Consider the following 23,020-nt stretch of genomic DNA (forward strand, 5'->3'; position numbering starts at 1 on the left):
GTCTTTAGACATGAAAAAATAGCGTTCACAGAAAATGACATCACGAGTTCGACCCGATCCGTTTTTTTCGGACAAAATCGTCCCAAATTCCCTTACTGTGAGTTACGCTATGGATTACCTATTCAACACTGAACTATTCTACCATAAAAAAAAGGGGAATGCGAACATTTCCCCAAATGTGTTCATTATTTTTTACTGGAAATATACTTTGCTTTTAATTTATTATGTTCTTCAAGCGTTTTGCTAAAATAGATTTCGCCATTTGCTGCAATGAAATAATAATAATCGGTTTTCTCGGGATTCAAGGCAGCCTCGATGGAAGTTCTTCCAGCATTGGCAATTGGACCCGGTGGCAGACCTTTATTTTGATAGGTATTGTATGGAGAACTCACTTCTAAATCCTTATAAAAAACCTTTTCTTTGTGTTTCCCTTGGGCATATAGGACAGTTGGGTCCGTTTGCAGCGGCATCCCTTTTTTCATTCGATTATAGAAAACACTTGCAATCGTTTTACGATCCGCTTTTTCAGTTGCTTCTTCTTCTACTAAAGACGCCATCGTTAACAGCTGATGTACGGATACCTTTTTATCCTTACTTTCACCCGTATAATCGGATAATACGGTACGCGTCTTATCAAGCATAGCTGTGACCATTTCCTCAACGGTAGGGTTAGGCTTGTAAAATGGATAAGTGGCCGGATATAAATAACCCTCAAGTGGATATTTTATAGATGCATTCATGATTTCATCGGTTAAAATATCAGGATATTTAGCCATAAGTGATTTAATAAACTCTTTATCATTTAATTTATTGAAAACATCCGCTTCATTTTGCTTAGTAGCGGCAGCCATTATTCCCGCAATTTCCTTCAGCTGCTTACCTTCTGGAATGGCGATTTTAAAGCTTGCCTGTGCCAGCACTTTCCCCGTTTTTAAGCGTCCTACGATTTCTTGGACATCCATTGAAGGACTTAATTGATATTCTCCAGCCATAAAGCCGCCTTCGTTTTTAAGTTTTACATAATACTTAAATACCTTAGCGTCCTTAATAATTCCGTTTGATTCCAATGTTTCAGCAATCCCTGTCACAGAAGAGCCAATTGGAATGTCGACTTTTTTCTGAACCTTACTTTTTGGATCCACCGGTTTCATGGCTGATTTTATGTAGAGATAGCCTCCGCCACCTACTAACAAAATTAATAATATTAATAAAATTGAAATAATCAAAACAATTTTTCGAACAACCTTTGCTTCGCTTTGGTGTTCAAGCATTTTTTGACGAATAACATCTTTTTTTGTGTCTTTATTGTCAGTCGTCATCTTCTTCCCCCTTTCCACGGTGTCTTACTTTTGTAAAATAACTATAGTTAACGAATTTTTACAGATAATGCTCCTATTTTATTTCAGCATATAGCAAGAAAAATGTCAATTTAACAATTAATTTGTCGGATAGGAAGTGAAAATTCCAAAGAAAAAACCAGCTATTAAATAGCTGGTTCCTTCAATCTTATTCTTCGTCTTCTTGTTCTTCATAGAAGGTATTTAACATTTCTTCAACCATATCCCATTCCTCTTCGGTTTCAATCGGGATTAATTCGCCATCGCCGCCCTCATCTGTAGGATTAAAGGCATAGGCATGAATTTCGGGACCTTCTTCATCCTCTTCGTCCATTGCACCAACTGGAGTAAATAAGACATAGGACTTTCTGAATTCTTCTGATTCAAATGTAAAGAGCACTTCAAATAATTGCTCATTTCCTTCTTCATCAACGATTGTAATTTGGTTTTCTCCGTGTTCCATTTCTTCACCTCATTAATTTTTGCTATCAAGATAGCCTTGCAGAATCATTACGGCTGCCATTTTATCAATGACTTTTTTGCGCTTTTTCCGGCTAAGATCCGCTTCAAGCAATACGCGTTCAGCCGCCATCGTTGTCAGGCGTTCGTCCCATAAAATAGTCGGAACAGAAAATTGTTTTTCTATTTCCTCAGCATATTGTTTGCTTGCCTCACCGCGCGGTCCAATTGTACCGTTCATATTTTTTGGCAAACCAATGACCACTTTATCTACTTGATACTCTTTTATTAATTGACCAATTTCCTCAAAACCAAACGCCTGTCTTTCTTCATTGATTTTGAGGGTTTTAAGGCCCTGCGCTGTCCACCCCAGTTCATCACTCAGAGCAATTCCAACAGTTTTTGAGCCGACATCTAAACCCATTACTCGCATTCATTAACCCTCTCGTTGCTGTTTTAGATAGGATTTGACTAATTCCTCAATAATTTCGTCCCGTTCTAGCTTCCGAATGATATTACGGGCATCGCGATGACGTGGAATGTAGGCAGGGTCTCCAGATAAAAGGTAACCGACTATTTGATTGATAGGGTTATACCCTTTTTCCTTTAGAGCCTCATAGACTTGAAAAAGTACATCGTTTACATCATGTTCAAAAGGCTCTTCCGGAAAATTAAATCTCATCGTTTTGTCAAATGAGCTCATATCATGCACCTCGTTCCTATAAAGGAGAGAATTGTAATAGTTACCTACATTTTACACTACTTTGTCCCAATATCAAATGGATTTTACCCATTCATCAACGAAATGTAAAGCGGATTCAAGTTTTTCAGGGTCTTTCCCGCCTGCTTGGGCCATGTCAGGACGACCACCGCCTCCGCCTCCGCATCTCGTTGCTACTTCTTTGATCAGCTTGCCGGCATGGTAACCTTTTTCAATTAAATCCTTCGTGACTGCTGCAATTAAATTAACTTTTCCTTCATGAGCACTGCCTAATAGGATAACCGCTGAGCCTAATTTTTGCTTTAAATCATCTGCCATATTTCTTAAGTTGTTCATATCAGCAGCCTGAACTTTAGCCGCTAACACTTTAACTCCATCTATTTCTTTCACATTGGAAACGAGATTGCCTGCTTCAATATTTCCGAGCTTTGCAGCAAGTGATTCGTTTTCACGTTGAAGCTGTTTGATTTCTGTCAATAAACCTTCAATTCTTACAGCAATATCTTTTGGATTGGTTTTAAGCTTTTCTGCTGCTTCCTTTAATAATCCAACTTGTTCATTTAAGGCTTTATAAGCTGATTCACCTGTAACAGCTTCAATCCGTCTAGTTCCAGCCCCAATTCCGCCTTCTGAAACAATTTTAAATAAGCCAATCACAGAAGTATTAGGAACATGACAGCCTCCGCAAAGCTCTAGGCTGTAATCGCCAACTTTTACAACACGGACAATATCGCCATATTTTTCGCCGAATAGGGCCATTGCACCCATTGCTTTCGCTTCAGCAATTGGCTTTAAGCTGATATCGACTTCAATATTACTCCAGACTTTTTCATTCACGATTTTTTCAATTTGCTCCAGTTCCTCCGGTTTAATTTGACCAAAATGCGAAAAGTCAAAGCGAAGGCGGTCCGGTTCAACAAGGGAACCTGCCTGGTTCACATGCTCGCCAAGGACATCTTTTAATGCTTGATGCAGCAAATGAGTAGCTGTATGGTTTTTAATAATTTTTACGCGGTTATCCGCATCAACAGCAGCCATAACTTGATGATTTGTTTTTAATGTACCTGATTTAATGACAACTTGATGAAGGTTTTGACCGTTTGGTGCTTTTTGAACATCTTTAACAAAAACACTTACACCATCACCCTCAATCTGGCCGCGGTCAGCGATTTGTCCGCCGCTTTCTGCATAAAAAGGTGTCACATCTAAAATAATCTGGACTTCCTCGTCTTTAGATGCTTCATTTGCAAGTTCACCATTTTTAATAATGGCTAATACAGAAGAGGTTGTTTGCAGTTGGTCATAGCCAACAAACTTGCTTTCAACTGTCACATCGCGCAGTACTCCGCCTTGAACCTGCATCGAATCAACATCCGCACGGGCTTTTCTTGCACGTTCACGCTGCTGCTCCATTTCCACTTCGAAGCCTGCATGATCAACCTTCATACCTTCTTCTTCTGCATATTCCTCTGTTAATTCAACAGGGAAGCCGTAAGTATCATAAAGACGGAAAATGTCTTCACCTGGAATCGTATCGCTTCCTTTTGCTTTTTCCTTTTTAATAACACTTGATAAAATAGCTAAACCTTCATGAAGTGTTTCATGGAAGCGCTCTTCTTCGTTCTTAATGACTTTCTGAATAAATTCTTCCTTGTCTTTTACTTCCGGATAAAAATCCTGCATGATTTCTCCGACGACTGGAACCAATTCAAACATAAATGGACGATTAATATTAATTTGCTTTGCGTAACGGACAGCACGGCGGAGCAAACGTCTTAATACATAGCCTCGGCCTTCATTTGATGGCAAGGCCCCGTCCCCAATTGCGAAAGCAACGGTACGAATATGGTCTGCGATAACTTTGAAAGCGACGTCACGCTCTTTGTCTACTCCGTATTTATCACCAGAAATTTCCTCTGTAGCACGGATAATTGGGATAAATAAATCAGTATCAAAATTGGTTGGAACATTCTGAACAACAGACGCCATCCGTTCTAATCCCATTCCAGTATCGATGTTTTTCTTTGGTAGCGGAGTATAACGGCCATCAGGATTATGGTTAAATTGAGAAAATACTAGATTCCAAACCTCAAGGTAGCGTTCATTTTCCCCGCCTGGATATAACTCAGGGTCGCTCGGATCATTCCCATACTCAGGACCGCGATCATAGAAAATTTCCGTGTTCGGACCGCTTGGGCCCTCCCCAATATCCCAGAAGTTTCCTTCAAGTCGAATAATGCGCTCCTCCGGTATTCCGATAGTTTTATTCCAAATCTCATATGCTTCATTGTCTTCTGGATGAATAGTTACAGATAAAAGCTCTGGGTCAAAGGCAATCCATTTTTCAGAGGTTAAAAACTCCCATGCCCACTCTATGGCTTCCTTTTTAAAATACTCACCGATAGAAAAATTGCCAAGCATTTCAAAGAAGGTATGGTGACGGGCTGTTTTTCCGACATTTTCAATGTCGTTTGTACGAATTGATTTTTGCGCATTTGTAATTCTTGGATTATCCGGCACAACACGGCCATCGAAATATTTCTTTAAGGTTGCCACACCGCTGTTAATCCACAATAGTGATGGATCGTCATGCGGGACAAGTGAAGCACTTGGTTCAACTTGATGTCCTTTTTCTTTGCTAAAAAAATCAAGAAACATTTGGCGGATCTGTGATCCTGTTAAGTTTTTCATAATATAGACCTCCTTATATATGTAAAAAAGAATACAAAAAAGCCCTCATCCCTATAGCAGGGACGAGAGCTATGTCTCGCGGTACCACCCTGATTATGAATACAAAAACACGTATCCATCTCTCAATAAAGCCTTAACGCGGCTAAAACGGCAGTGGTTAGCTGCACTCAGGACTAGCGTTCTGTCATCCTTCATCTAGAGCTCCTTTCAGCCGGGGAAGCTCCTCTCTTCTGCACAATTTGCGCTACAGATGGTCTACAACATACTAAGGTCCTTCAACATTTTCATCCAAATATTCTATAACGAATTATATCCACCCAGAAAACGTTTGTCAATTTCTTATGTCTGCGAATCAGGCGTTTCCCGCTGCATAAAATGATTTTTAGCATGAATGATCGCTACTTTTAGAACAACTAGGATTGGAACTGCTAATATCAACCCTAATATCCCGCCAATTTCACCTCCTGCTGTTAACGCCACCATTATTAATAAAGGATGCATATGCAGACTTTTCCCAACGATATACGGGGATAAAATATTTCCCTCAAGAAATTGCAATCCAAACACAATGACTAATGTGATAATCACTAGCTTTACAGATGTAGTGGCTGCAATAATGACAGCAGGCACCGCCCCGATAATCGGTCCAAAGTAAGGGATCACATTTGTGGCTCCAACAATTAACCCTAATAGCAATGGATATTTTAAATGGAAAATCCAAAATAATAGGGCCGAAATGCTCCCGATAATTATGCAAACTAACAGCTGACCCCTGATATAGCTGCCAAGCGACTCATCGACATCCTTTAGAAAAAGCGTCCCTTTCTTGCGCCAGTTTTTCGGAGTCAAATACCAAGCTGCCCGTTTTATCAAAGGAAAATCCTTTAACATATAAAAAGCAATGAACGGAATAATCATAAAGATTAATGCCGAATTCAAAAATTTCATTAAAATATTTACAATTACCGTCAAAAGGGAATCCATCTTTTTTTCAAATGCGTCAATACCATCATTTAATTTAGTTTGCAGACCATCCGGCCATGCCCTCGTGTGAGATTGTAAATGATTGACCCAGCCTCGGTATTGCTCGGCAAATACGGGGGCACTTTCTGACAGGTCCTTTATTTGGTTAATGATGACGGGAATTCCTTTATAGAGGGCAAAACCGATTCCTCCAAAAAATAGCACATATATTAAAATAATAGCAAGACCGCGGTGCAGCCCTTTTTCATGCAATTTTTCTACAATAGGATGAAGTAAATAAGTAATGAATCCCGCTATAACAAAGGGGAGAACAATAATCGCAGCCATTCTTACAATCGGCATCCAGACAAAGCTGATTTTTAGAAAAACAAAAATGGCAATTAATAAAAGAAGCAAAAATCCAATTCTGTAATACCATTTCATTCGAATGTCCACGTCCGCGCCTCCTTTCTTTTAGTTTTGGAGACATTTCAATGGAATATTCAAAATCCCCCTCAAATTTGAGGGGGATTAATTTTTAAAATATCGCTCGTTTTACTATCTTTTGCATTCTTTTCATATTGCGGGCAGACAACATATCATTTCTTTGGGCGATATTATATGCCGCCATTCCAGCACCAAAAGCAACCACCGTCGTCATCATTTTATTCATACGCCTCACCTCTTTGCAATATTTAAAGGGTGTAACGACGTTCTTCTTCTTCAAACAAATCATCCAGCGAACTTAGTGATCCGTCTTCTTCGACTTGATGGGTGTTGATAATACCTTTGTTAAGGGAAAGTTCAATAAAACAATTCCAGCAATAATATTGGTTAATACCAATTTTGCCGATATCCTTGCTTTGACAATTGGGACACTTAAACATGAAAAGACACCTCACGTATGATCTACATCAACGATAATGGCATCCTTTCCGATCGCTAAGGGCTTCCCGGATTGAACCACTTGTTTCCCTTCCGTAATTTCCGAAAAGAAGCCATCCGTGATTTCGTACCCTACGATTGTGCCCACTTCCTCCTGAAAATATACATCTTTTAACATTCCGAGCGATTCACCGCTCTTAGTAAGCATCATCATTCCGTCTAGTGAATGTTGATGGGTCAAGGTATATTCAGGACTTTCTTTCAACTTTTCCAAATGCTCGGCATCCTCAATCATTACCCCATCCCAGCCAAAGGAGGCGACCTTTTGAATATCTAGAAAATAGGATTGTTTAAAGAAAACGCCTTTTTTAACTAAAAGACCTTTTACGTTTCCATTGCTGGAAATACAAAGGTCGTGAATTTCACCAATTTTTGTTCCTTTTTTTGTGTCAAAAACCGGCTGTCCTTTTAATAATGAAAATGTCCGCAAGAGTGTCCACCCCCTCTCGAACATTTATAGTTTCAGTCTTTCACCATAAAATCATAAGGGGTAACGTTTTCCATGCCCACCATTGGATTGACCAGCATTAATTCCTCTTCTAACGACATTTCACTGTCAGCTGCTTTTGGAGCTAATTTGGAATCATTTGCCGGAATGGTTTCACGAAGCTTTTCGCATAGAGTGGTTTGCCTTTTCGATTCATCTGCTCGTTCGACGCCCATTCTTAGTGCATCCTCTTCGCCGCATAATATCAGGGATTGCTTGCTTCTAGTAATCGCTGTATAGATTAAATTGCGCTGCAGCATCCGGTAATAACTTCTTGTTATTGGAAGGATGACAATTGGAAATTCGCTTCCCTGCGATTTATGTACAGAACAACAATAAGCATGGGTGATTTGGTTTAAGTCCTGCCGTGTATATTCGACTTCATTGCCTTCAAAGGAAATGTAAATCATATCTTGTTTTTCGGTATTTTCCTTAGCATAGATAATCGAGATTATTTCACCAATATCTCCATTAAATACGTTGCTTTCCGGCTGATTAACAAGCTGAAGCACCTTATCGCCAATTCGGTACTTCACCTCGCCAAAGGTAATTTCCTTTCTTGTGCCCTCCGGGTTCGGATTAAATATTTCCTGCAACAATAGATTTAACCGATCGATTCCTGCCGGTCCCCGATACATAGGGGCCAACACTTGAATATCTTTGGCGGTATAGCCTTTATTTTTTGCATTAATTGCGACCTTTTCGACTACCTGTGAAATCTGGGCTGTTGAACATCTAATAAACGAACGGTCTGGTTTTCGTTCTGCGACATTAGCCGGCAAGTGACCCCTTTTAATTTCATGGGCTAGTTCGATAATAGAGGAGCCTTCTGCTTGGCGGTATATATCGGTTAATCGTACTGTTGGGATTCGTGCCGATTGCAGCAGGTCTTTTAATACCTGACCAGGACCAACGGAAGGAAGCTGGTCTTCATCCCCTACGAGAATTACTTGAATATTTTCAGGGAGTGCTTTAAACAATTGATTGGCAAGCCAAATATCGAGCATGGAAGTCTCATCGACAATCAGGATTTTCCCTTCAAGAGGACTGTCTTCAGCACGGTCAAATCCTTCTGAACCGTTAAATCCCAGCAGCCGGTGAATCGTCACCGCTGGAAGCCCTGTTGATTCACTCATCCTTTTCGCTGCTCTACCAGTTGGTGCGGCCAGCAAAAATGGAAACGGCTCATCTTTTTTATGGTAATCCTTCAGCTCTAATGAACAGCCATGCAGCTCGGCATATAACTCGACAATTCCTTTGATTACTGTCGTTTTTCCTGTACCAGGCCCACCCGTTAAGATTAGCATCGGTGACATTAACGCCGTTTGAATCGCTTCTTTTTGTGTTGGGGCATACTGAACCCCAATCCGTTCCTCTAAGCTTCCCAATTCCAGCAGAAACTCCGATTCAGGAAATTGTTCTTTGTATTCTGTTTGTTTTAAGATGCGATTAATGCTTGTCACAAGGCCCTTTTCCGCAAAAAATAAGGAAGGTAAATAAATGCGTTTTTCTTCTCCAATTATTTTTCCTTCTTCTTCAAGCTTGATAATCTCGCTTGAAATATTCTGGTAGTCGATTTGATCCCGTTTATTTTCTTCTAAAAGTGCTTTTACCCGCTCTAGCAAATCCTCTGCTTGCATAAAAACATGACCTGTTTGCATGCTTTCGTTTTCCAGGATATAAAGGCAGGCTGCTTTAATTCGATCAGGATGGCTGCCGGAGATGCCAAGCTGGTAGCCTAGCTCGTCTGCACGGCCAAAACCGATCCCTTCAATGTCCTCGACAAGTTGATAAGGATTTTTTTGAATGGTATTTAAAGTTTCTTCTTTATAAACCTGATAAATCCGCATCGATAACTGCGGCCCAAAGCCATATTGATTTAAGGAGACCATAACCTGCTCAAGCCCTTGATGCTCCATCAAAGTGTCGTAAAGCAGCTTGGCCTTATCAGGAGGGAGCTTAGGAACCGAATCTAACAGTGAAGGCTGATTTAGAATTTTGGAAATGGCGTTTTCCCCTAAGGTTTCCACAATGTTTTCGGCCGTCTTTTTTCCAATCCCTTTAAACATTTCGCCAGATAAATAAGCAATCACCCCTTGTTTTGATTGGGGCATATCCTTCCTGAAATGATTAGTTTGAAATTGCATACCGAACTTCGGATGATCTTTAAACTCACCGTAGAAAATATAGGTTTCCTGTTCGTGGATTTTTGGAAAATAGCCTGTGATAACCGCTTCTTTGTCATCATATTGATGATTGGTTTCATCGACCCGGATTCTTAAAACCGTATAAAGATTCTGTTCATTATGAAAAATCGTAACAATTGGTCTGCCCTTCACAAATTTCCCTTGTTCGGCAAATAAATCAAGCGAGTCCTGTTTTTCCATTTTGCTCCCTCCCTCCACCTGAAAATTTAAAACATTATTGATTATTTTCAATTAATTTTTTGGCATGACCGGCAAGCATATGGTCTGGTTGAATGTCTAATGCTTTTTGGAACATTTCTAAAGCTTTATCACCATTTTCTTTAAATGCAAATGATACTCCTAAATTATAGTAAGCATCTGAATGATGAGGATCTAACTCCACACATTTTTCAAATTGAACCATTGATTCATCAATAAACTCTAACTGCGCTAAACATAAGCCATATTGAAAACGTGCTTCGGGATCATTTTCATTTAGCTCAACACTTCTTTGCAAGTATGGTAGAGCATACCTTCCTTGCTCTAAACTAACTAGAGTTAATCCAAGCATAAAGAAATTGTCAGCCGACTGAAGTCCTTTTTTCATCGCGGTTTCAAACATATTTTTCGCTTCGTTGAACAAGTCTTTGCTGAAAAGTAAATTACCGATACTATAGTACGCCGCCGCTGCGTTTTCATCTATTTGGATTGCTTTTTGATAGAAGTTTAGAGCTCTTTCATCGTCCCCAACTGCTGAGAGGACGTTGCCAAAATTTATATAAGCAATAGGGTCTTTTGGGTTTTCTTCAATGGCTTCGTTAAAGGCCTTTGCTGCCTCTTCCCAGTTCCCTTCTTGCATGTACTTTACACCCAATTCGTTTTTATCCATTCCAATCAACTCCATTCTAAAGGAAAGTATATCATATTCCGTATAAAAAACCCTGACTCCGGAAGCGGAATCAGGGTCATTTTAGCCGACATAAGTTAAACGTTCACCATTTTTATATACTTCGTCAATTGTTCCCCCGCCAAGGCATTCATCACCATTGTAAAAAACAACAGCCTGTCCTGGTGTGACGGCACGAATTGGTTCATGGAAAATAACTTCTGCCCGACCGCCCTCCAAAAGACGAACGGTTACCTTATTATCTTCCTGACGATAACGGAACTTGGCCGTACATTCGAATTCCGCCGGCTTTTCTCGATTAGACACCCAGCTGACATTGGCCGCGATAATCGAATCAGAATATAGCTTTTCGTTATGAAAACCTTGTCCAACATACAGGACATTTCTTTTTAAATCCTTACCGATGGCAAACCAAGGGTCACCCGAACCGCCAATGCCAAGTCCATGGCGCTGGCCAATCGTATGATACATCAGACCTTCATGCTTGCCCTTCACTTCGCCTTCGAATGTTTCCATATTTCCAGGCTGTGCAGGTAAATATTGTCCTAAAAACTCCTTAAAATTGCGTTCCCCAATGAAACAAATCCCTGTGCTGTCCTTTTTCGCCGCTGTTGCCAGGTTCGCTTCCTTGGCAATTTCCCGAACTCTTGCTTTTTCTAAATTACCGATCGGAAACATAACTTTACTAAGCTGCTCCTGCGACAATTGGTTTAAGAAATACGTTTGGTCTTTGTTTTCATCCAGACCGCGGAGCATTTTGTATTCTCCATCACGATATTCTACTTGAGCATAATGGCCAGTCGCAAGAAAGTCAGCTCCCAACTTCATCGCATGCTCAAGGAAAGCCTTAAATTTGATTTCTTTATTGCACATCACGTCGGGATTAGGTGTTCTTCCAGCCTTATATTCTTCAAGGAAATAGGTAAATACCTTGTCCCAATATTGCTTTTCAAAATTAACGGCATAATACGGAATACCGATTTGATTGCAGACACGAATTACATCTTCATAATCTTCTGTCGCTGTGCAAACACCGTTTTCATCGGTGTCATCCCAGTTTTTCATGAAAATGCCAATCACATCATAGCCATGCTGCTTTAATAAAAGCGCTGCTACTGAGGAATCCACACCTCCAGACATTCCAACAACAACCCGTGTGTCTTTAGGATCTTTTCTTTCCAATTTTCATTCACCTCTCTTTATGCGGAAACATTGCTGTACATTTATTTTTTCAGACGAGAAACCACTTTAGCCGTTTCTTCCGCTGCCTTTATCACTTCTTCTTCTGTTGTGGTAAAGCCAAAACTGAAACGGATGGAATTGATTAATCGCTCTGATTGTTTGCCAAACATGGCCACAAGGACATGAGAAGGTTCGATTGAGCCAGCCGTACAAGCTGATCCGCTCGAAACAGCGATACCTGCTAAATCAAGATTCACCAGCATCGCTTCCACACTTGTCCCCGGGAAGCTTAAGTTTAATACATGCGGCAAAGAATTTTCAAGAAATCCGTTTACCTCAAACTCGACATTTAAATCCCGAAGCTTTCGCATAAGCGTTTCTTTTAACCCAAAATACTTATCTCGTTTTGGAGTGCGGTCTTCATTGGCAATGATGACCGCTTCATGAAAGCCAGCAATCGAAGCAACATTTTCTGTTCCGGCCCGTCGTTTTCTCTCCTGCTCCCCGCCAAAAATACGAGGAGAAATTTTTACGTCAGCACTTGCAAAAAGAAAGCCCATTCCTTTTGGGCCATTGATTTTATGAGCGGAAACGGATAATAAGTCAATCATGCATTCACTGACATCAATGTCCTCTACTCCATATGCCTGAACCGCATCGGTGTGAAATTTTGCTTTATGGTCTTTTAATAGTTGTCCGATTTCCTTGATTGGCTGAATGGTACCTACCTCGTTATTGCCATACATAACAGAAACCAAGATTGTGTCGTCCCTCAAGGCGTTTCGGAGTTCATCAATCGAGATTCGCCCTGTTTCATCGACAGGTAAATAAGTAACCTCAAAGCCCATTTTTTCTAGTTTTTTGCAAGCATGAAGGACAGCATGATGTTCAATTTGTGTGGTAATAATATGTTTCCCATTATTCTGGTAGCTCTCAGCTACACTGAATAGTGCCAAATTATCAGCCTCGGTACCTCCGCTTGTAAAAATAATCTCGTTTTCCTTTGCTCCGATACTTTTAGCTAACGCTGCCCGTGCAAGGTCAATATGATGGCGGGCCTCCCTGCCAAAGGAATGTATGCTAGAAGGATTTCCAAAAGTTGAGTTCATGACTTCGAGCATTCTTTCCACTACTCTAGGATGCATGGGAGATGTCGCGGCATGGTCGAGATAGATTCGTTCCATAAATACACCTTCAATCAAAATAATTCTCTATTATTACCATTTACCTTAAATGTAAAACATATAACCTTCTTCTGGTTCTTGATCTTCACTGTGGCTGGCTAAGTCTTCTAATGTCGTATTATCTAAAACATCCTTAATCGCATCGCGGATACGAATCCACAGCTCACGCTTAGCAGGCTCTTCATCTTCAATACCCTCTACAGGGGTAATCGGACCTTCAAGGACACGGATAACATCCCCTGCAGTAATTTTTGAAGGAACATCTGAAAGAATATAGCCTCCATAAGCCCCCCTAATACTTCTAACTAATCCAGCGTTTCGCAATGGAGCAATTAATTGTTCTAAATAATGTTCTGAAAGTTCATTGGCCTGGGCAATCGTTTTTAAAGAAGTGGGACCTTCACCGTGTTTTTTAGCAAGCTCAATCATAATCGTCAAGCCATAACGTCCCTTTGTTGAAATCTTCATTATTAGCACCCCTATGTCCTATTATCTATATTTAAGAAAATCCTAAGTAAATTGATTGGCATTAAAATTATATCATATTCTTCTTTAATATGCTTTTAGGATAGAAAATGGTATCGTAAGGGTAAGTGATTTCTTATGTGGAGAGATGAACATGCAGCAAAAACCTTTAGCATTTCGGATGCGTCCCAGAACAATTGAAGAGGTGGTCGGCCAGCAGCATCTGGTTGGCGACGGTAAAATTATTGCGCGAATGGTGAAAGCAAAACAGCTGACATCAATGATTTTATATGGACCGCCCGGGATCGGCAAAACCTCAATCGCCAGCGCTATCGCTGGCAGCACAAAATATGCTTTTCGAACTTTGAATGCTGTAACCAATAATAAAAAGGACATGGAAATTGTCGCAGCGGAGGCGAAAATGTCCGGGAAAGTAATCCTTCTCCTCGACGAAGTCCATCGTTTAGATAAAGCAAAACAGGATTTCTTATTACCCTACTTAGAAAACGGAATGATAACCTTAATTGGTGCGACAACCAGTAATCCCTATTTTGCGATTAATCCAGCGATTCGAAGCCGATGTCAGATTTTCGAACTCAAGCCGTTAACTCCGGATGAAATTAGACATGCTTTGAAACGGGCACTTGAGGATAAAGAGCGAGGTTTTGGACGATTAAAGGTGGCGGTTTCAGATGAAGCACTGCAGCATTTTGCTCAAGGTTCGGCCGGTGACGTAAGAAGTTCGTTAAACGCACTGGAATTAGCGGTTCTTTCAACAGATAAAGATGAAGAGGATATAATTCATATCGATATTGCCACAGCCGAAGAGTGCTTGCAAAAGAAAAGCTTGGTTGCCGATAAGGATGGGGATGAACATTATGATGTCCTCTCGGCTTTTCAAAAATCGATTCGCGGCAGCGACGTCAATGCAGCCCTTCATTATCTTGGGAGATTAATTGAAGCTGGCGATTTGGTCAGTATAAGCCGGCGTTTGGTTGTTATTGCTTATGAGGATGTCGGGCTCGCCAATCCTCAAGCGGGAGCTAGGACCTTAGCTGCCATTGAAACCGCTGAAAGAATCGGCTTCCCTGAGGCACGGATCCCCTTAGCAAATGCCATAATTGAGCTGTGCTTGTCGCCTAAGTCCAACTCTGCTGTTTTAGCGATTGAAGCAGCCCTTGAAGATATTAGAAAAGGAATCGTCGGCGAAGTGCCGGACCATCTGCGTGATGCCCACTACAAAGGCGCAAAAGAACTTGGCAGAGGGATCGGCTACAAATATCCTCACGACTTTGAAAACGGCTGGGTGCCTCAGCAATACTTACCAGACAGGTTAAAAAATAAACAATACTATCAGCCTAAGAAAACTGGAAAGTTTGAGCAGGCATTAGCGACTGTTTATGACAAATTAATGCGAAAATAGAAAAAAAGTGTCAGGCACCATTGGATTGTGCCTGACACCTTTTTTGTTAAGCTGCGACGTCACGTTTTTTGAACACGAAGAATGCAAAGAATTGGAAGACGACAAAATATAGCAGCAGCATGATGATGGAGAAGGTCAACGTCATTCCTTCCACCATTGGCGTGCCTTCGAAATATTGCATTAAATCGGTATTGGCAAATAGGATGTATTTCGCCCAGGAAAATTTCAATGACAATAAAGCTGTGAATTGATCCCCTGTAAACAATAAGAACAGTGATAGACCGATAGCAAGCGAACTATTGCGGAACACAGATGAAATCATAAATGCCATCGTAACCAACATCATCATTTTGATCGAGTTTAGGCCGTAATAGATTAATAAGTGAACGACAATATTTTGTTCAGTTACCTGCCCATTGTTATAATTCAAATATGGAACAGCATGCTCTGGCATCCCAAATAAAACGGCTCCCAGCGCCATCGAAAAAACAAACAGAATCCCAAGCATAAACAGGGCAAACATTAAAACGGTTAGATATTTTGAGGTAAGGATTTTCGTCCGATTAATCGGCCTTATTAGCAGCAGTTTTATTGTCCCCCAATTAAATTCACTGGCAACAATTCCAGCAGAGACGATAATGGTAAATAAACCAGCTAAGATAATGAGCGCTGATGCATCTTTGACGAAGGACCAAACATTATATTTTTCATGTGGATTTAAATGATGCTTGATTCGATAATCATTAATGGCGATTTCTTTTTGATAAAATTTCTTTTCTAATTTGGTTTGACTTTGATCCATCTGCTTTTTTAACGCATCATTTTCCTGCTGTATGGTTTGCTCCCAATTTTTATCGACTGCTGCTTTGTTGTTATTATCCTGATATTTAAAAAAGATCCCGACAATAATGGTAACTGCAATCAAGATGGCCATCATTACATACGTTCCCGGCCGCTTGAAAATTTTCATCCATTCATTTTTGATTAAATTAAGCATGTGTTGCTGCCTCCTTTTCTTGAGTAACTTCCAGGAAGCGATCCTCTAATGTTTTTGCAATTTCTTTTAACCCAAAAACCTGGATATCTTCATTCACCAATATTTTCACTAATTGTGGAACTTCTTCTTTCGAAACCTCAACGGAAATACCATTTCGTGAACGGGTCGCTCTCACATTTGGATAGTTTGTCTGGATAAGGGTTAATGCCTTATCGCTAGGAACTACTTCTAGTTCATATGTGATTTCGGTACCCTGGACAAATTCCTGTACTAGTTGTACATCAATCAGTTTACCGTTTTGAATAATTCCGATTCGGTCGCACATCATTTCCATTTCAGACAGAAGATGACTAGATACGATGACAGCCATATTTTTTTCACGGGCCAGCAGGCGGACATAGTCGCGGATTTCTCTTATGCCTGCTGGGTCTAATCCGTTAGTCGGCTCATCAAGGATTAAGACTTGGGGGTCATGTAATAGACACTGAGCTAGCCCTAATCTCTGCCGCATTCCAAGTGAATAGGTTTTTACTTTGTCGTTAATCCGGTCGGTTAACCCAACAAGTTCGACTGTTTCGGCTATTTTTTCCTTAGTAATTCCTTTTACCATTCTGGCATAATGCACCAAATTTTGATAACCGGTTAAAAATTTATACATTTCCGGATTTTCAACAATTGCCCCTACATGTCTAACAGCATCTTCAAATTGGGTTTTAATGCTTGCTCCATCAATTGTGATATCCCCTGAAGTGATTCCCATCAGACCGACAATCATCCGAATGGTTGTCGTTTTCCCCGCCCCATTTGGGCCTAAAAAGCCGAAAACCTCGCCTTTATTTACTTGGAAGCTAATATTATCAATAATGGTTCTTCCCTTAATTACTTTGGTAACGTCTTTTAACTCGACAATTTTTTCCATATTTTCTCTCCTCTCTATTTGCCAGTTTACATTATCTTAGAAAAATTTTCCATTAAAATATATTTCTACTTTATTATATCTTAGTTAAGTTAATCGAAAAAAACGGCTCGAGGATGAATAGGTTCTAGGACTGGAGACTGAGAATGTTAACAAAACGTTCATGCATTATTAACAAAATTATTTTTTATAATGAAATTATGAACTTGAGAGGAAGTGTAATATGTTTTGAAAGTCCCGGTCACCCTCAATTGAATTGAGGATACTTCGGTCATTAAATCCAAGGATGTTGTTGTCACCCAAGGAAAGGAAGCATTATTGGAAACTTGAGAAAGGCTTTCAGGGAGAGGTGATGTTTGACCAATTAACGGCAACCCTTCAAAGTGATAAGTTTGTTCTAAACGATTTGTGCCTTGAGTATAACAATTCTTTATTCCAAATCGATACCTTAATAATTTCTCAAGAAACGCTTTATCCTTTTGAAGTAAAAAACTTTGAAGGGGACTTTTATTATGATTCAGGCAGTTTCTTTACCTTTGGCAAGGAAGAAATACAGAATCCCTTGGATCAACTAAAACGGAGTAAATCGCTTCTTGGGCCATTAATCAAAAATCTTGGATTTCATTTTCCACTAGATGGATATGTCAGCTTTGTAAACCCCAAATTCACCTTATATCAAGCCCCTTTAAACACTCCGATTATTTTTCCGACACAGCTTGATAGCTATATTAATAAATTTGACAAAATACCTTCAAGATTAAACGGCCTACATAAAAAGCTCGCAGACCAATTAATTTCTATGCATCTTAATGAAACTCCATATAGCCGGTCAATTTCATATAAATATGAACCACTAAGAAAGGGCATACTTTGCTTCTTATGCTTTTCATTTATGCATTTGGTTGGTGAAAAGAAATTGGTATGTGAAAAATGTGGCTGTCAGGAAGATGTGGTTTTCGGTGTTTTAAGGAGTGTTGAGGAGATAAAACTGCTTTTTCCTGATTTGAAGATTACAACTAATCTGGTGCATGAATGGTGTGGTGTGATTCAGTCTAGAAAGAAGATTAGGAGGATCCTAATAGAGAATTATAATCAAATTGGGTATGGTCGATGGTTTTACTATGAATGAATTTGATATTTAATCTTATAACTCGGTCGTTTAGGAAATTCCTAAGCGGCCTTTTTTATTATACGTTACCTTTTTTCTTCTCACCTTCAGGGTTTTGGGCACGTAGACACGGTCTACGTTACCTTTTTCTTACTCCCACCCCGATTTCGGGCACGTAGTCACGGTCTACGTTACCTTTTTCTTACTCCCACCCCGATTTCGGGCACGTAGTCACGGTCTACGTTACCTTTTCTTACTCCTCCCCCGATTTCGGGCACGTAGTCACGGTCTACGTTACCTTTTTCTTACTCCCACCCCGATTTCGGGCACGTAGACATGGTCTACGTTACCTTTTTCTTACTCCTCCCCCGATTTCGGGCACGTAGTCACGGTCTAGGTTACCTTTTTATTATTCCTCCGCGGTTTCGGGCACGTAGACCGGTCTACGTTACCTTTTTCTTACTCCTCCCCGATTTCGGGCACGTAGGACACGATCTACGTTACCTTTTTCTTACTCCCCACCGCGGTTTCGGGCACGTAGACCCGCTCTATGTTACTTTTTTCCGCCAGAAAGAAAAAACCCCAAACTTTACCAGTCCAGGGCCCACAAAAAGTCTATTTTTCATCCGAAACGCGACTAATTTTGATATTTTTAAGCAGTTCTCTCACCACATAGCTTGCCATAATTAAGCCGGCAGCAGATGGTACGAAAGCATTAGAGGATGGCGGCATCTTCGCCTTACGGATAGCCGCTTGATCATTCCCAACTTCTTTGCGGACATCTTCACGAATAACGATTGGGCTCTCATCAGAAAAAACAACCGGAATGCCTTTATGGATTCGTTCCTTACGCAGCTTCGTGCGTATAACCTTTGCTATTGGATCCGTATGCGTTTTTGAAATATCGGCAATCTGAAAGCGGGTTGGGTCCATTTTATTGGCTGCACCCATGCTTGAAATAATCGGGATATTTCGCTTTAAGCACTCTTTCATTAAATGGATTTTATACATAATGGTATCCGAAGCATCAACCACGAAATCCAAGTTATATCCGAAAATATCTTCATAGGTTTCCTCGGTATAAAACATTTTAAGAGCGATGACTTCACAATCGGGATTAATATCTTTAATCCGCTCCTCCATGATTTCAACCTTTGGTCGGCCGACAGTTGACAGAAGGGCGATAAGCTGTCGATTCACGTTGGTGATATCAACGTCATCCTTATCGATTAACACCAAGCGTCCCACACCAGAACGGGCAAGCGCTTCCGCCGCAAACGAACCGACACCGCCAATCCCCAGAACAGCAACGGTGCTGCCCTTCATAATATCTAAGCCTTCTTTTCCTATCGCAAGCTCATTACGAGAAAATTGATGCAGCATTATAAATTCACTCCAAATGTAAATTCAATTTATATTTATTTTTTCACCATAAAAATATATCATACCCGCTCATAAAAACAAGTATTTTTATAGGAATTATGTAGATACAAAGCAAAAATAAAACCTCCTGCACAAGGAAGGAGGTTGAATACTCATAAAAATAGAAAAGAGTCCCAATGATGCCGTCGCTTTTGATCCCTCGTTTTGATCCCGCATTCAGCAGGGGGGTGTCCTGTTCCCGAAATTATAAGTCCCCTAACTCGACAAAGAGTGAGGCATTTATGCAATCAGGAAACTCCAGACTCCCGAATAAATAATGTTCGGTCAAAACTTCAGGTAACACAACGTACATTTCAGGACTCTTTTGAATTGACTTTATAATACCACATTACGATTCGTCATTCAAGGTTTCATGAAAGCGAATTCATGCTATTTATTGACATTTAGTGACAAATTTAGCTCTTTTAATTGCGCCTCAGAAACTTCACCCGGTGCATCTGTCAACAAGCAGCTTGCACTTGCTGTCTTTGGAAATGCAATCGTATCGCGAAGGTTAGTGCTGCCGGCAAGAAGCATTACCAAACGGTCTAGACCTAAGGCAATTCCGCCATGCGGAGGTGTTCCATACTCAAATGCATTTAACAGGAAGCCGAACTGCTCGCGCGCTTCTTCAGGTGTAAAGCCAAGGACGCTGAACATTTTTTCTTGGATATGACGTTCAAAAATCCTTAAAGAACCCCCGCCAAGCTCGTAACCATTTAGAACAAGGTCATAAGCCTGTGCACGCACTTTAGAAGGATCAGAATCTAAAAATTCTAGATCTTCTCTAAATGGCATTGTAAACGGATGGTGGGCTGCATAATAACGGCCTTCCTCCTCACCATACTCAAGCAACGGCCAATCTGTAACCCAAAGGAAATTAAACAGACTTTGATCGATTAAACCTAATTCTTTACCAAGCTTCAATCGAAGTGCGCCCAGTGCATCTGCAACAACGCTCTTCTTGTCAGCGACAAACAGCAGCAAATCTCCGGCAGCCGCTTCAAGAGAAGCCAGTAGTGCATTCGCATCCTCTTCCGAGAAGAATTTGGCGATTTGACCTTTCAGGCCTTCTGCATCAACCTTTAACCAGGCAAGACCCTTTGCACCATAAACAGCCACGAATTCTGTTAGGGCATCGATATCCTTACGGGAATATTTTTCAGCTGCACCTTTTACATTGATGGCTTTAACTTGACCGCCGCCTGCAACAGCAGCTGCAAACACCTTGAATCCAGAATCCTTAACGATTTCAGAAAGGTCAACTAACTCGAGACCAAAACGGGTATCAGGTTTATCAGAACCAAAACGGCTCATTGCTTCGTCATACGTCATACGCGGGAACACATGCGGAACATCTACACCCTTAACTTCCTTCATCACCCTCGACATCATATTTTCCATCAAAGCAATGATATCCTCCTGGCTTAGAAAGCTCGTTTCAATATCGATTTGCGTAAATTCAGGCTGGCGGTCAGCACGCAGGTCCTCGTCACGGAAGCAGCGGGCGATTTGATAATAGCGCTCCACTCCGCCAACCATAAGCAATTGTTTAAAAAGCTGCGGCGATTGCGGCAATGCATAAAACTCACCTGGATGCACACGGCTTGGCACTAGATAATCACGTGCCCCTTCAGGAGTGCTCTTTGTTAAAATCGGCGTCTCAATATCTAAGAAGCCTTCCTCATCAAGGAAATTACGGATTTCTCTTGTCACCTGATGACGCATTTTCAGTGTTTCAAAAATGACAGGGCGACGGAAGTCTAAATAACGGTATTTCAGACGGACATCCTCAGAAGCATCGGTGTTATCAGTTATCATAAACGGCGGTGTTTTCGCTTCATTAATTATTGTCACGACTTCAGCTTGAACCTCAATTTTCCCCGTCTTTAAGTTTTCATTAATGGTTCCTGCCTCACGAGCAACAACCGTTCCAACAATATCAAGAACATATTCATTACGGATTTTTTCGGCTGCCTCCAAAGCTTCCTTTGACAAATCAGGATTAAAAACAACCTGAACAATTCCTGTACGGTCGCGAAGATCGATAAAAATTAATCCGCCTAGGTCCCGTCTTTTTTGAACCCATCCCTTTAAGGTTACTTTTTCCCCTACTGCTGTTTCTGGAACTTCACCACAAAAATACGATCTGCCAAACATTCCTAAATCCCCCTTATTGTTTTAACCCCTGAAAATATTGAATAAAAGATTCAAGTGCTATTTCTTCTTGTTCTCCTGTAGCCATATTTTTCACATTGATTTTGTTGTTTTTAAGCTCATCGTCACCAAGAATAGCCACATATTTGGCCTTCAAGCGGTCTGCCGCCTTAAATTGTGCTTTAATTTTTCGATCTAAATAATCTCTTTCTGCTGAAAAACCTGCTAGACGAAGCTGCTGCAGCAAGCCAACTGTATAATCCTTTGCCTCTTCACCTAGTGAAGCCAGGTAGCAATCTATGCCTTCATTGATTTCAAGTTCAATTCCTTCAGCCTTAAGAGCGGCGATAAACCGTTCAATACTTAATGCAAAGCCGATTCCTGGTGTTTCAGGTCCGCCAATTTCCTCAGATAAGCCGTTATAGCGGCCGCCGCCGCATAAAGTGGTAATCGCGCCAAAGCCCTCCGCATTGCTCATAATCTCAAAGGCTGTGTGATTGTAATAATCCAAGCCGCGAACAAGATTGGCATCAACTTCAAATGGAATATCGAGCTGAGTTAAATACTGCTGTAATTTTTCAAAATAAGCCTTTGAATAATCATTTAAATATTCAAGAATCGATGGTGCTGATTTCATTAATTCGTGATCGTGATCCTGCTTACAATCAAGGATTCGCAATGGGTTTTTCTCGAGACGGTTTTGGCAGTCATGACAAAACTCGTCGATTCTTGGTTTAAAGTGATTCACTAACGCCTCGCGGTGAGCAGTTCTGCTCTCCTTGTCACCAAGGCTGTTTATAATTAACTTCAGTTTTCGCAGCCCCATTTCCTTATACAGGTTCATCGCCAGCGATATAACCTCAGCATCAATCGCCGGATCATTGCTTCCAAGGGCCTCTATTCCAAACTGGACAAACTGGCGGAAGCGCCCTGCCTGCGGCCGCTCGTAGCGAAACATTGGTCCCATATAATAAAGCTTCACCGGCTGATTTGCATAACCAAACATTTTTTTCTCAACAAACGAACGGACCACCGCTGCCGTGCCTTCCGGTCTTAATGTAATACTCCGGCCGCCACGGTCTTCAAAGGTATACATTTCCTTTTGAACAATATCAGTCGTATCACCGACCCCCCGTAAAAAAAGGTCAGTATGTTCAAATATAGGTGTCCGAATTTCTTGGTATTGATATTTTTCACAAAGTTCTCTTGCTTTTTGTTCAATCAGCTGCCATTTCTCAATTTCACCTGGCAGGATGTCCTGTGTTCCTCTTGGAATACTAATTGCCATGGTAGGAACCCTCCTCTATATAAAAAATTAATTTTTTATGTACTATAAAAAACAAAAAACTCCCATCCCTTGTATTAAATACAAGGGACGAGAGTTTATATCCCGCGGTGCCACCCTAGTTGAAGCGGCCCAAATATGGACTGCTTCCTCTTAAACAGTTAACGCCTGTTACGTTCATCTCC

21 protein-coding genes, 1 other RNA gene and 1 other annotated feature (1 of these 23 cut by a window edge) are annotated in these 23,020 nt (G+C 40.8%); of the genes, 2 read left to right on the forward strand and 20 right to left on the reverse strand.

The window, feature by feature from the left end; translation table 11 throughout:
* Positions 1–185 precede the first annotated feature (185 nt).
* The 14 genes from mltG to cymR form a co-directional block, all read right to left on the reverse strand.
* Entirely contained in the window at positions 186–1,319 is a 1,134-nt protein-coding gene (mltG, locus tag ACIFOT_RS17410; RefSeq protein WP_430066607.1) for an endolytic transglycosylase MltG, read from the reverse strand.
* Between the two features lie 187 nt (positions 1,320–1,506).
* On the reverse strand, positions 1,507–1,800 hold the full coding sequence (locus ACIFOT_RS17415) for a DUF1292 domain-containing protein (protein ID WP_430066608.1): 294 nt from the start codon (positions 1,798–1,800) through the stop codon (positions 1,507–1,509).
* 12 nt (positions 1,801–1,812) lie between these two features.
* Entirely contained in the window at positions 1,813–2,229 is a 417-nt protein-coding gene (gene ruvX / locus ACIFOT_RS17420; RefSeq protein ID WP_430066609.1) for a Holliday junction resolvase RuvX, read from the reverse strand.
* A gap of 3 nt (positions 2,230–2,232) precedes the next feature.
* Positions 2,233–2,499 carry an IreB family regulatory phosphoprotein gene (locus ACIFOT_RS17425; RefSeq protein WP_066311816.1) on the reverse strand — a complete coding sequence of 89 codons (267 nt, stop codon included), beginning with the start codon at positions 2,497–2,499 and terminating at the stop codon, positions 2,233–2,235.
* Positions 2,500–2,571: 72 nt separating this feature from the next.
* Positions 2,572–5,208: an alanine--tRNA ligase gene (alaS, locus tag ACIFOT_RS17430; RefSeq protein WP_430066610.1), complete on the reverse strand. Its 2,637-nt coding sequence runs from the start codon at positions 5,206–5,208 to the stop codon at positions 2,572–2,574.
* A 339-nt stretch (positions 5,209–5,547) separates the two neighbouring features.
* Positions 5,548–6,627 (reverse strand): AI-2E family transporter, encoded by a 1,080-nt coding sequence (locus ACIFOT_RS17435; protein ID WP_430066611.1) that lies wholly within the window; start codon positions 6,625–6,627, stop codon positions 5,548–5,550.
* A gap of 82 nt (positions 6,628–6,709) precedes the next feature.
* Positions 6,710–6,844 carry a YrzQ family protein gene (locus tag ACIFOT_RS17440; RefSeq protein ID WP_430066612.1) on the reverse strand — a complete coding sequence of 45 codons (135 nt, stop codon included), beginning with the start codon at positions 6,842–6,844 and terminating at the stop codon, positions 6,710–6,712.
* Positions 6,845–6,866: 22 nt separating this feature from the next.
* Positions 6,867–7,058, reverse strand: a complete 192-nt coding sequence (locus ACIFOT_RS17445) for a hypothetical protein (RefSeq protein ID WP_223591237.1) — start codon at positions 7,056–7,058, stop codon at positions 6,867–6,869.
* 11 nt (positions 7,059–7,069) lie between these two features.
* Positions 7,070–7,546 carry a PRC-barrel domain-containing protein gene (locus ACIFOT_RS17450; protein ID WP_430066613.1) on the reverse strand — a complete coding sequence of 159 codons (477 nt, stop codon included), beginning with the start codon at positions 7,544–7,546 and terminating at the stop codon, positions 7,070–7,072.
* 32 nt (positions 7,547–7,578) lie between these two features.
* Positions 7,579–9,990, reverse strand: coding sequence for an SF1B family DNA helicase RecD2 (gene recD2 / locus ACIFOT_RS17455; RefSeq protein ID WP_430066614.1), 2,412 nt, complete (start codon positions 9,988–9,990; stop codon positions 7,579–7,581).
* 34 nt (positions 9,991–10,024) lie between these two features.
* On the reverse strand, positions 10,025–10,678 hold the full coding sequence (locus ACIFOT_RS17460; protein ID WP_430066615.1) for a tetratricopeptide repeat protein: 654 nt from the start codon (positions 10,676–10,678) through the stop codon (positions 10,025–10,027).
* Between the two features lie 81 nt (positions 10,679–10,759).
* Positions 10,760–11,878, reverse strand: a complete 1,119-nt coding sequence (gene mnmA / locus ACIFOT_RS17465) for a tRNA 2-thiouridine(34) synthase MnmA (RefSeq protein WP_430066616.1) — start codon at positions 11,876–11,878, stop codon at positions 10,760–10,762.
* A gap of 41 nt (positions 11,879–11,919) precedes the next feature.
* Complete coding sequence (locus tag ACIFOT_RS17470; protein WP_430066617.1) at positions 11,920–13,062, reverse strand: cysteine desulfurase family protein; 1,143 nt, start codon at positions 13,060–13,062, stop codon at positions 11,920–11,922.
* Positions 13,063–13,107: 45 nt separating this feature from the next.
* Entirely contained in the window at positions 13,108–13,530 is a 423-nt protein-coding gene (gene cymR, locus ACIFOT_RS17475; RefSeq protein ID WP_430066618.1) for a cysteine metabolism transcriptional regulator CymR, read from the reverse strand.
* A 151-nt stretch (positions 13,531–13,681) separates the two neighbouring features.
* On the opposite strand from cymR, the gene ACIFOT_RS17480 reads away from it, so the two are divergent.
* Positions 13,682–14,950 carry a replication-associated recombination protein A gene (locus ACIFOT_RS17480; protein WP_430066619.1) on the forward strand — a complete coding sequence of 423 codons (1,269 nt, stop codon included), beginning with the start codon at positions 13,682–13,684 and terminating at the stop codon, positions 14,948–14,950.
* 46 nt (positions 14,951–14,996) lie between these two features.
* Here ACIFOT_RS17480 and ACIFOT_RS17485 read toward each other — a convergent pair whose 3' ends face one another.
* Positions 14,997–15,947 carry an ABC transporter permease gene (locus tag ACIFOT_RS17485; protein ID WP_430066620.1) on the reverse strand — a complete coding sequence of 317 codons (951 nt, stop codon included), beginning with the start codon at positions 15,945–15,947 and terminating at the stop codon, positions 14,997–14,999.
* Positions 15,940–16,866 (reverse strand): ABC transporter ATP-binding protein, encoded by a 927-nt coding sequence (locus ACIFOT_RS17490; protein ID WP_430066621.1) that lies wholly within the window; start codon positions 16,864–16,866, stop codon positions 15,940–15,942. The genes ACIFOT_RS17485 and ACIFOT_RS17490 overlap by 8 nt, the downstream gene beginning before the upstream one ends.
* A 253-nt stretch (positions 16,867–17,119) precedes the next feature.
* Between ACIFOT_RS17490 and ACIFOT_RS17495 the strand changes: the two genes are divergently transcribed.
* Positions 17,120–17,992: a nuclease-related domain-containing protein gene (locus ACIFOT_RS17495; RefSeq protein ID WP_430066622.1), complete on the forward strand. Its 873-nt coding sequence runs from the start codon at positions 17,120–17,122 to the stop codon at positions 17,990–17,992.
* Positions 17,993–18,586: 594 nt separating this feature from the next.
* Here the strand turns inward: ACIFOT_RS17495 and ACIFOT_RS17500 are convergent.
* The 4 genes from ACIFOT_RS17500 to hisS all read right to left on the reverse strand — a co-directional run bounded on the left by ACIFOT_RS17500 (position 18,587) and on the right by hisS (position 22,838).
* On the reverse strand, positions 18,587–19,354 hold the full coding sequence (locus tag ACIFOT_RS17500; RefSeq protein WP_223591219.1) for a tRNA threonylcarbamoyladenosine dehydratase: 768 nt from the start codon (positions 19,352–19,354) through the stop codon (positions 18,587–18,589).
* Between the two features lie 166 nt (positions 19,355–19,520).
* Positions 19,521–19,717: non-coding RNA, 6S RNA (gene ssrS / locus ACIFOT_RS17505), on the reverse strand.
* Between the two features lie 66 nt (positions 19,718–19,783).
* Positions 19,784–21,553: an aspartate--tRNA ligase gene (gene aspS / locus ACIFOT_RS17510; RefSeq protein ID WP_430066623.1), complete on the reverse strand. Its 1,770-nt coding sequence runs from the start codon at positions 21,551–21,553 to the stop codon at positions 19,784–19,786.
* Positions 21,554–21,566: 13 nt separating this feature from the next.
* Positions 21,567–22,838, reverse strand: a complete 1,272-nt coding sequence (hisS, locus tag ACIFOT_RS17515) for a histidine--tRNA ligase (RefSeq protein ID WP_430066624.1) — start codon at positions 22,836–22,838, stop codon at positions 21,567–21,569.
* An 80-nt stretch (positions 22,839–22,918) separates the two neighbouring features.
* Positions 22,919–23,020: a binding site (T-box leader), on the reverse strand; it runs 139 nt beyond the window's last position.

The organism is Neobacillus sp. NRS-1170 (assembly GCF_050468025.1).

Bases quoted from the DNA above. Each gene is read 5' to 3' on its own strand.
- mltG (WP_430066607.1), bottom strand. From the start codon at position 1,319: ATGACGACTGACAATAAAGACACAAAAAAAGATGTTATTCGTCAAAAA.
- ACIFOT_RS17415 (WP_430066608.1), bottom strand. From the start codon at position 1,800: ATGGAACACGGAGAAAACCAAATTACAATCGTTGATGAAGAAGGAAAT.
- ruvX (WP_430066609.1), bottom strand. From the start codon at position 2,229: ATGCGAGTAATGGGTTTAGATGTCGGCTCAAAAACTGTTGGAATTGCT.
- ACIFOT_RS17425 (WP_066311816.1), bottom strand. From the start codon at position 2,499: ATGAGCTCATTTGACAAAACGATGAGATTTAATTTTCCGGAAGAGCCT.
- alaS (WP_430066610.1), bottom strand. From the start codon at position 5,208: ATGAAAAACTTAACAGGATCACAGATCCGCCAAATGTTTCTTGATTTT.
- ACIFOT_RS17440 (WP_430066612.1), bottom strand. From the start codon at position 6,844: ATGAATAAAATGATGACGACGGTGGTTGCTTTTGGTGCTGGAATGGCG.
- ACIFOT_RS17445 (WP_223591237.1), bottom strand. From the start codon at position 7,058: ATGTTTAAGTGTCCCAATTGTCAAAGCAAGGATATCGGCAAAATTGGT.
- recD2 (WP_430066614.1), bottom strand. From the start codon at position 9,990: ATGGAAAAACAGGACTCGCTTGATTTATTTGCCGAACAAGGGAAATTT.
- ACIFOT_RS17460 (WP_430066615.1), bottom strand. From the start codon at position 10,678: ATGGATAAAAACGAATTGGGTGTAAAGTACATGCAAGAAGGGAACTGG.
- ACIFOT_RS17470 (WP_430066617.1), bottom strand. From the start codon at position 13,062: ATGGAACGAATCTATCTCGACCATGCCGCGACATCTCCCATGCATCCT.
- cymR (WP_430066618.1), bottom strand. From the start codon at position 13,530: ATGAAGATTTCAACAAAGGGACGTTATGGCTTGACGATTATGATTGAG.
- ACIFOT_RS17480 (WP_430066619.1), top strand. From the start codon at position 13,682: ATGCAGCAAAAACCTTTAGCATTTCGGATGCGTCCCAGAACAATTGAA.
- ACIFOT_RS17485 (WP_430066620.1), bottom strand. From the start codon at position 15,947: ATGCTTAATTTAATCAAAAATGAATGGATGAAAATTTTCAAGCGGCCG.
- ACIFOT_RS17490 (WP_430066621.1), bottom strand. From the start codon at position 16,866: ATGGAAAAAATTGTCGAGTTAAAAGACGTTACCAAAGTAATTAAGGGA.
- ACIFOT_RS17500 (WP_223591219.1), bottom strand. From the start codon at position 19,354: ATGCTGCATCAATTTTCTCGTAATGAGCTTGCGATAGGAAAAGAAGGC.
- aspS (WP_430066623.1), bottom strand. From the start codon at position 21,553: ATGTTTGGCAGATCGTATTTTTGTGGTGAAGTTCCAGAAACAGCAGTA.
- hisS (WP_430066624.1), bottom strand. From the start codon at position 22,838: ATGGCAATTAGTATTCCAAGAGGAACACAGGACATCCTGCCAGGTGAA.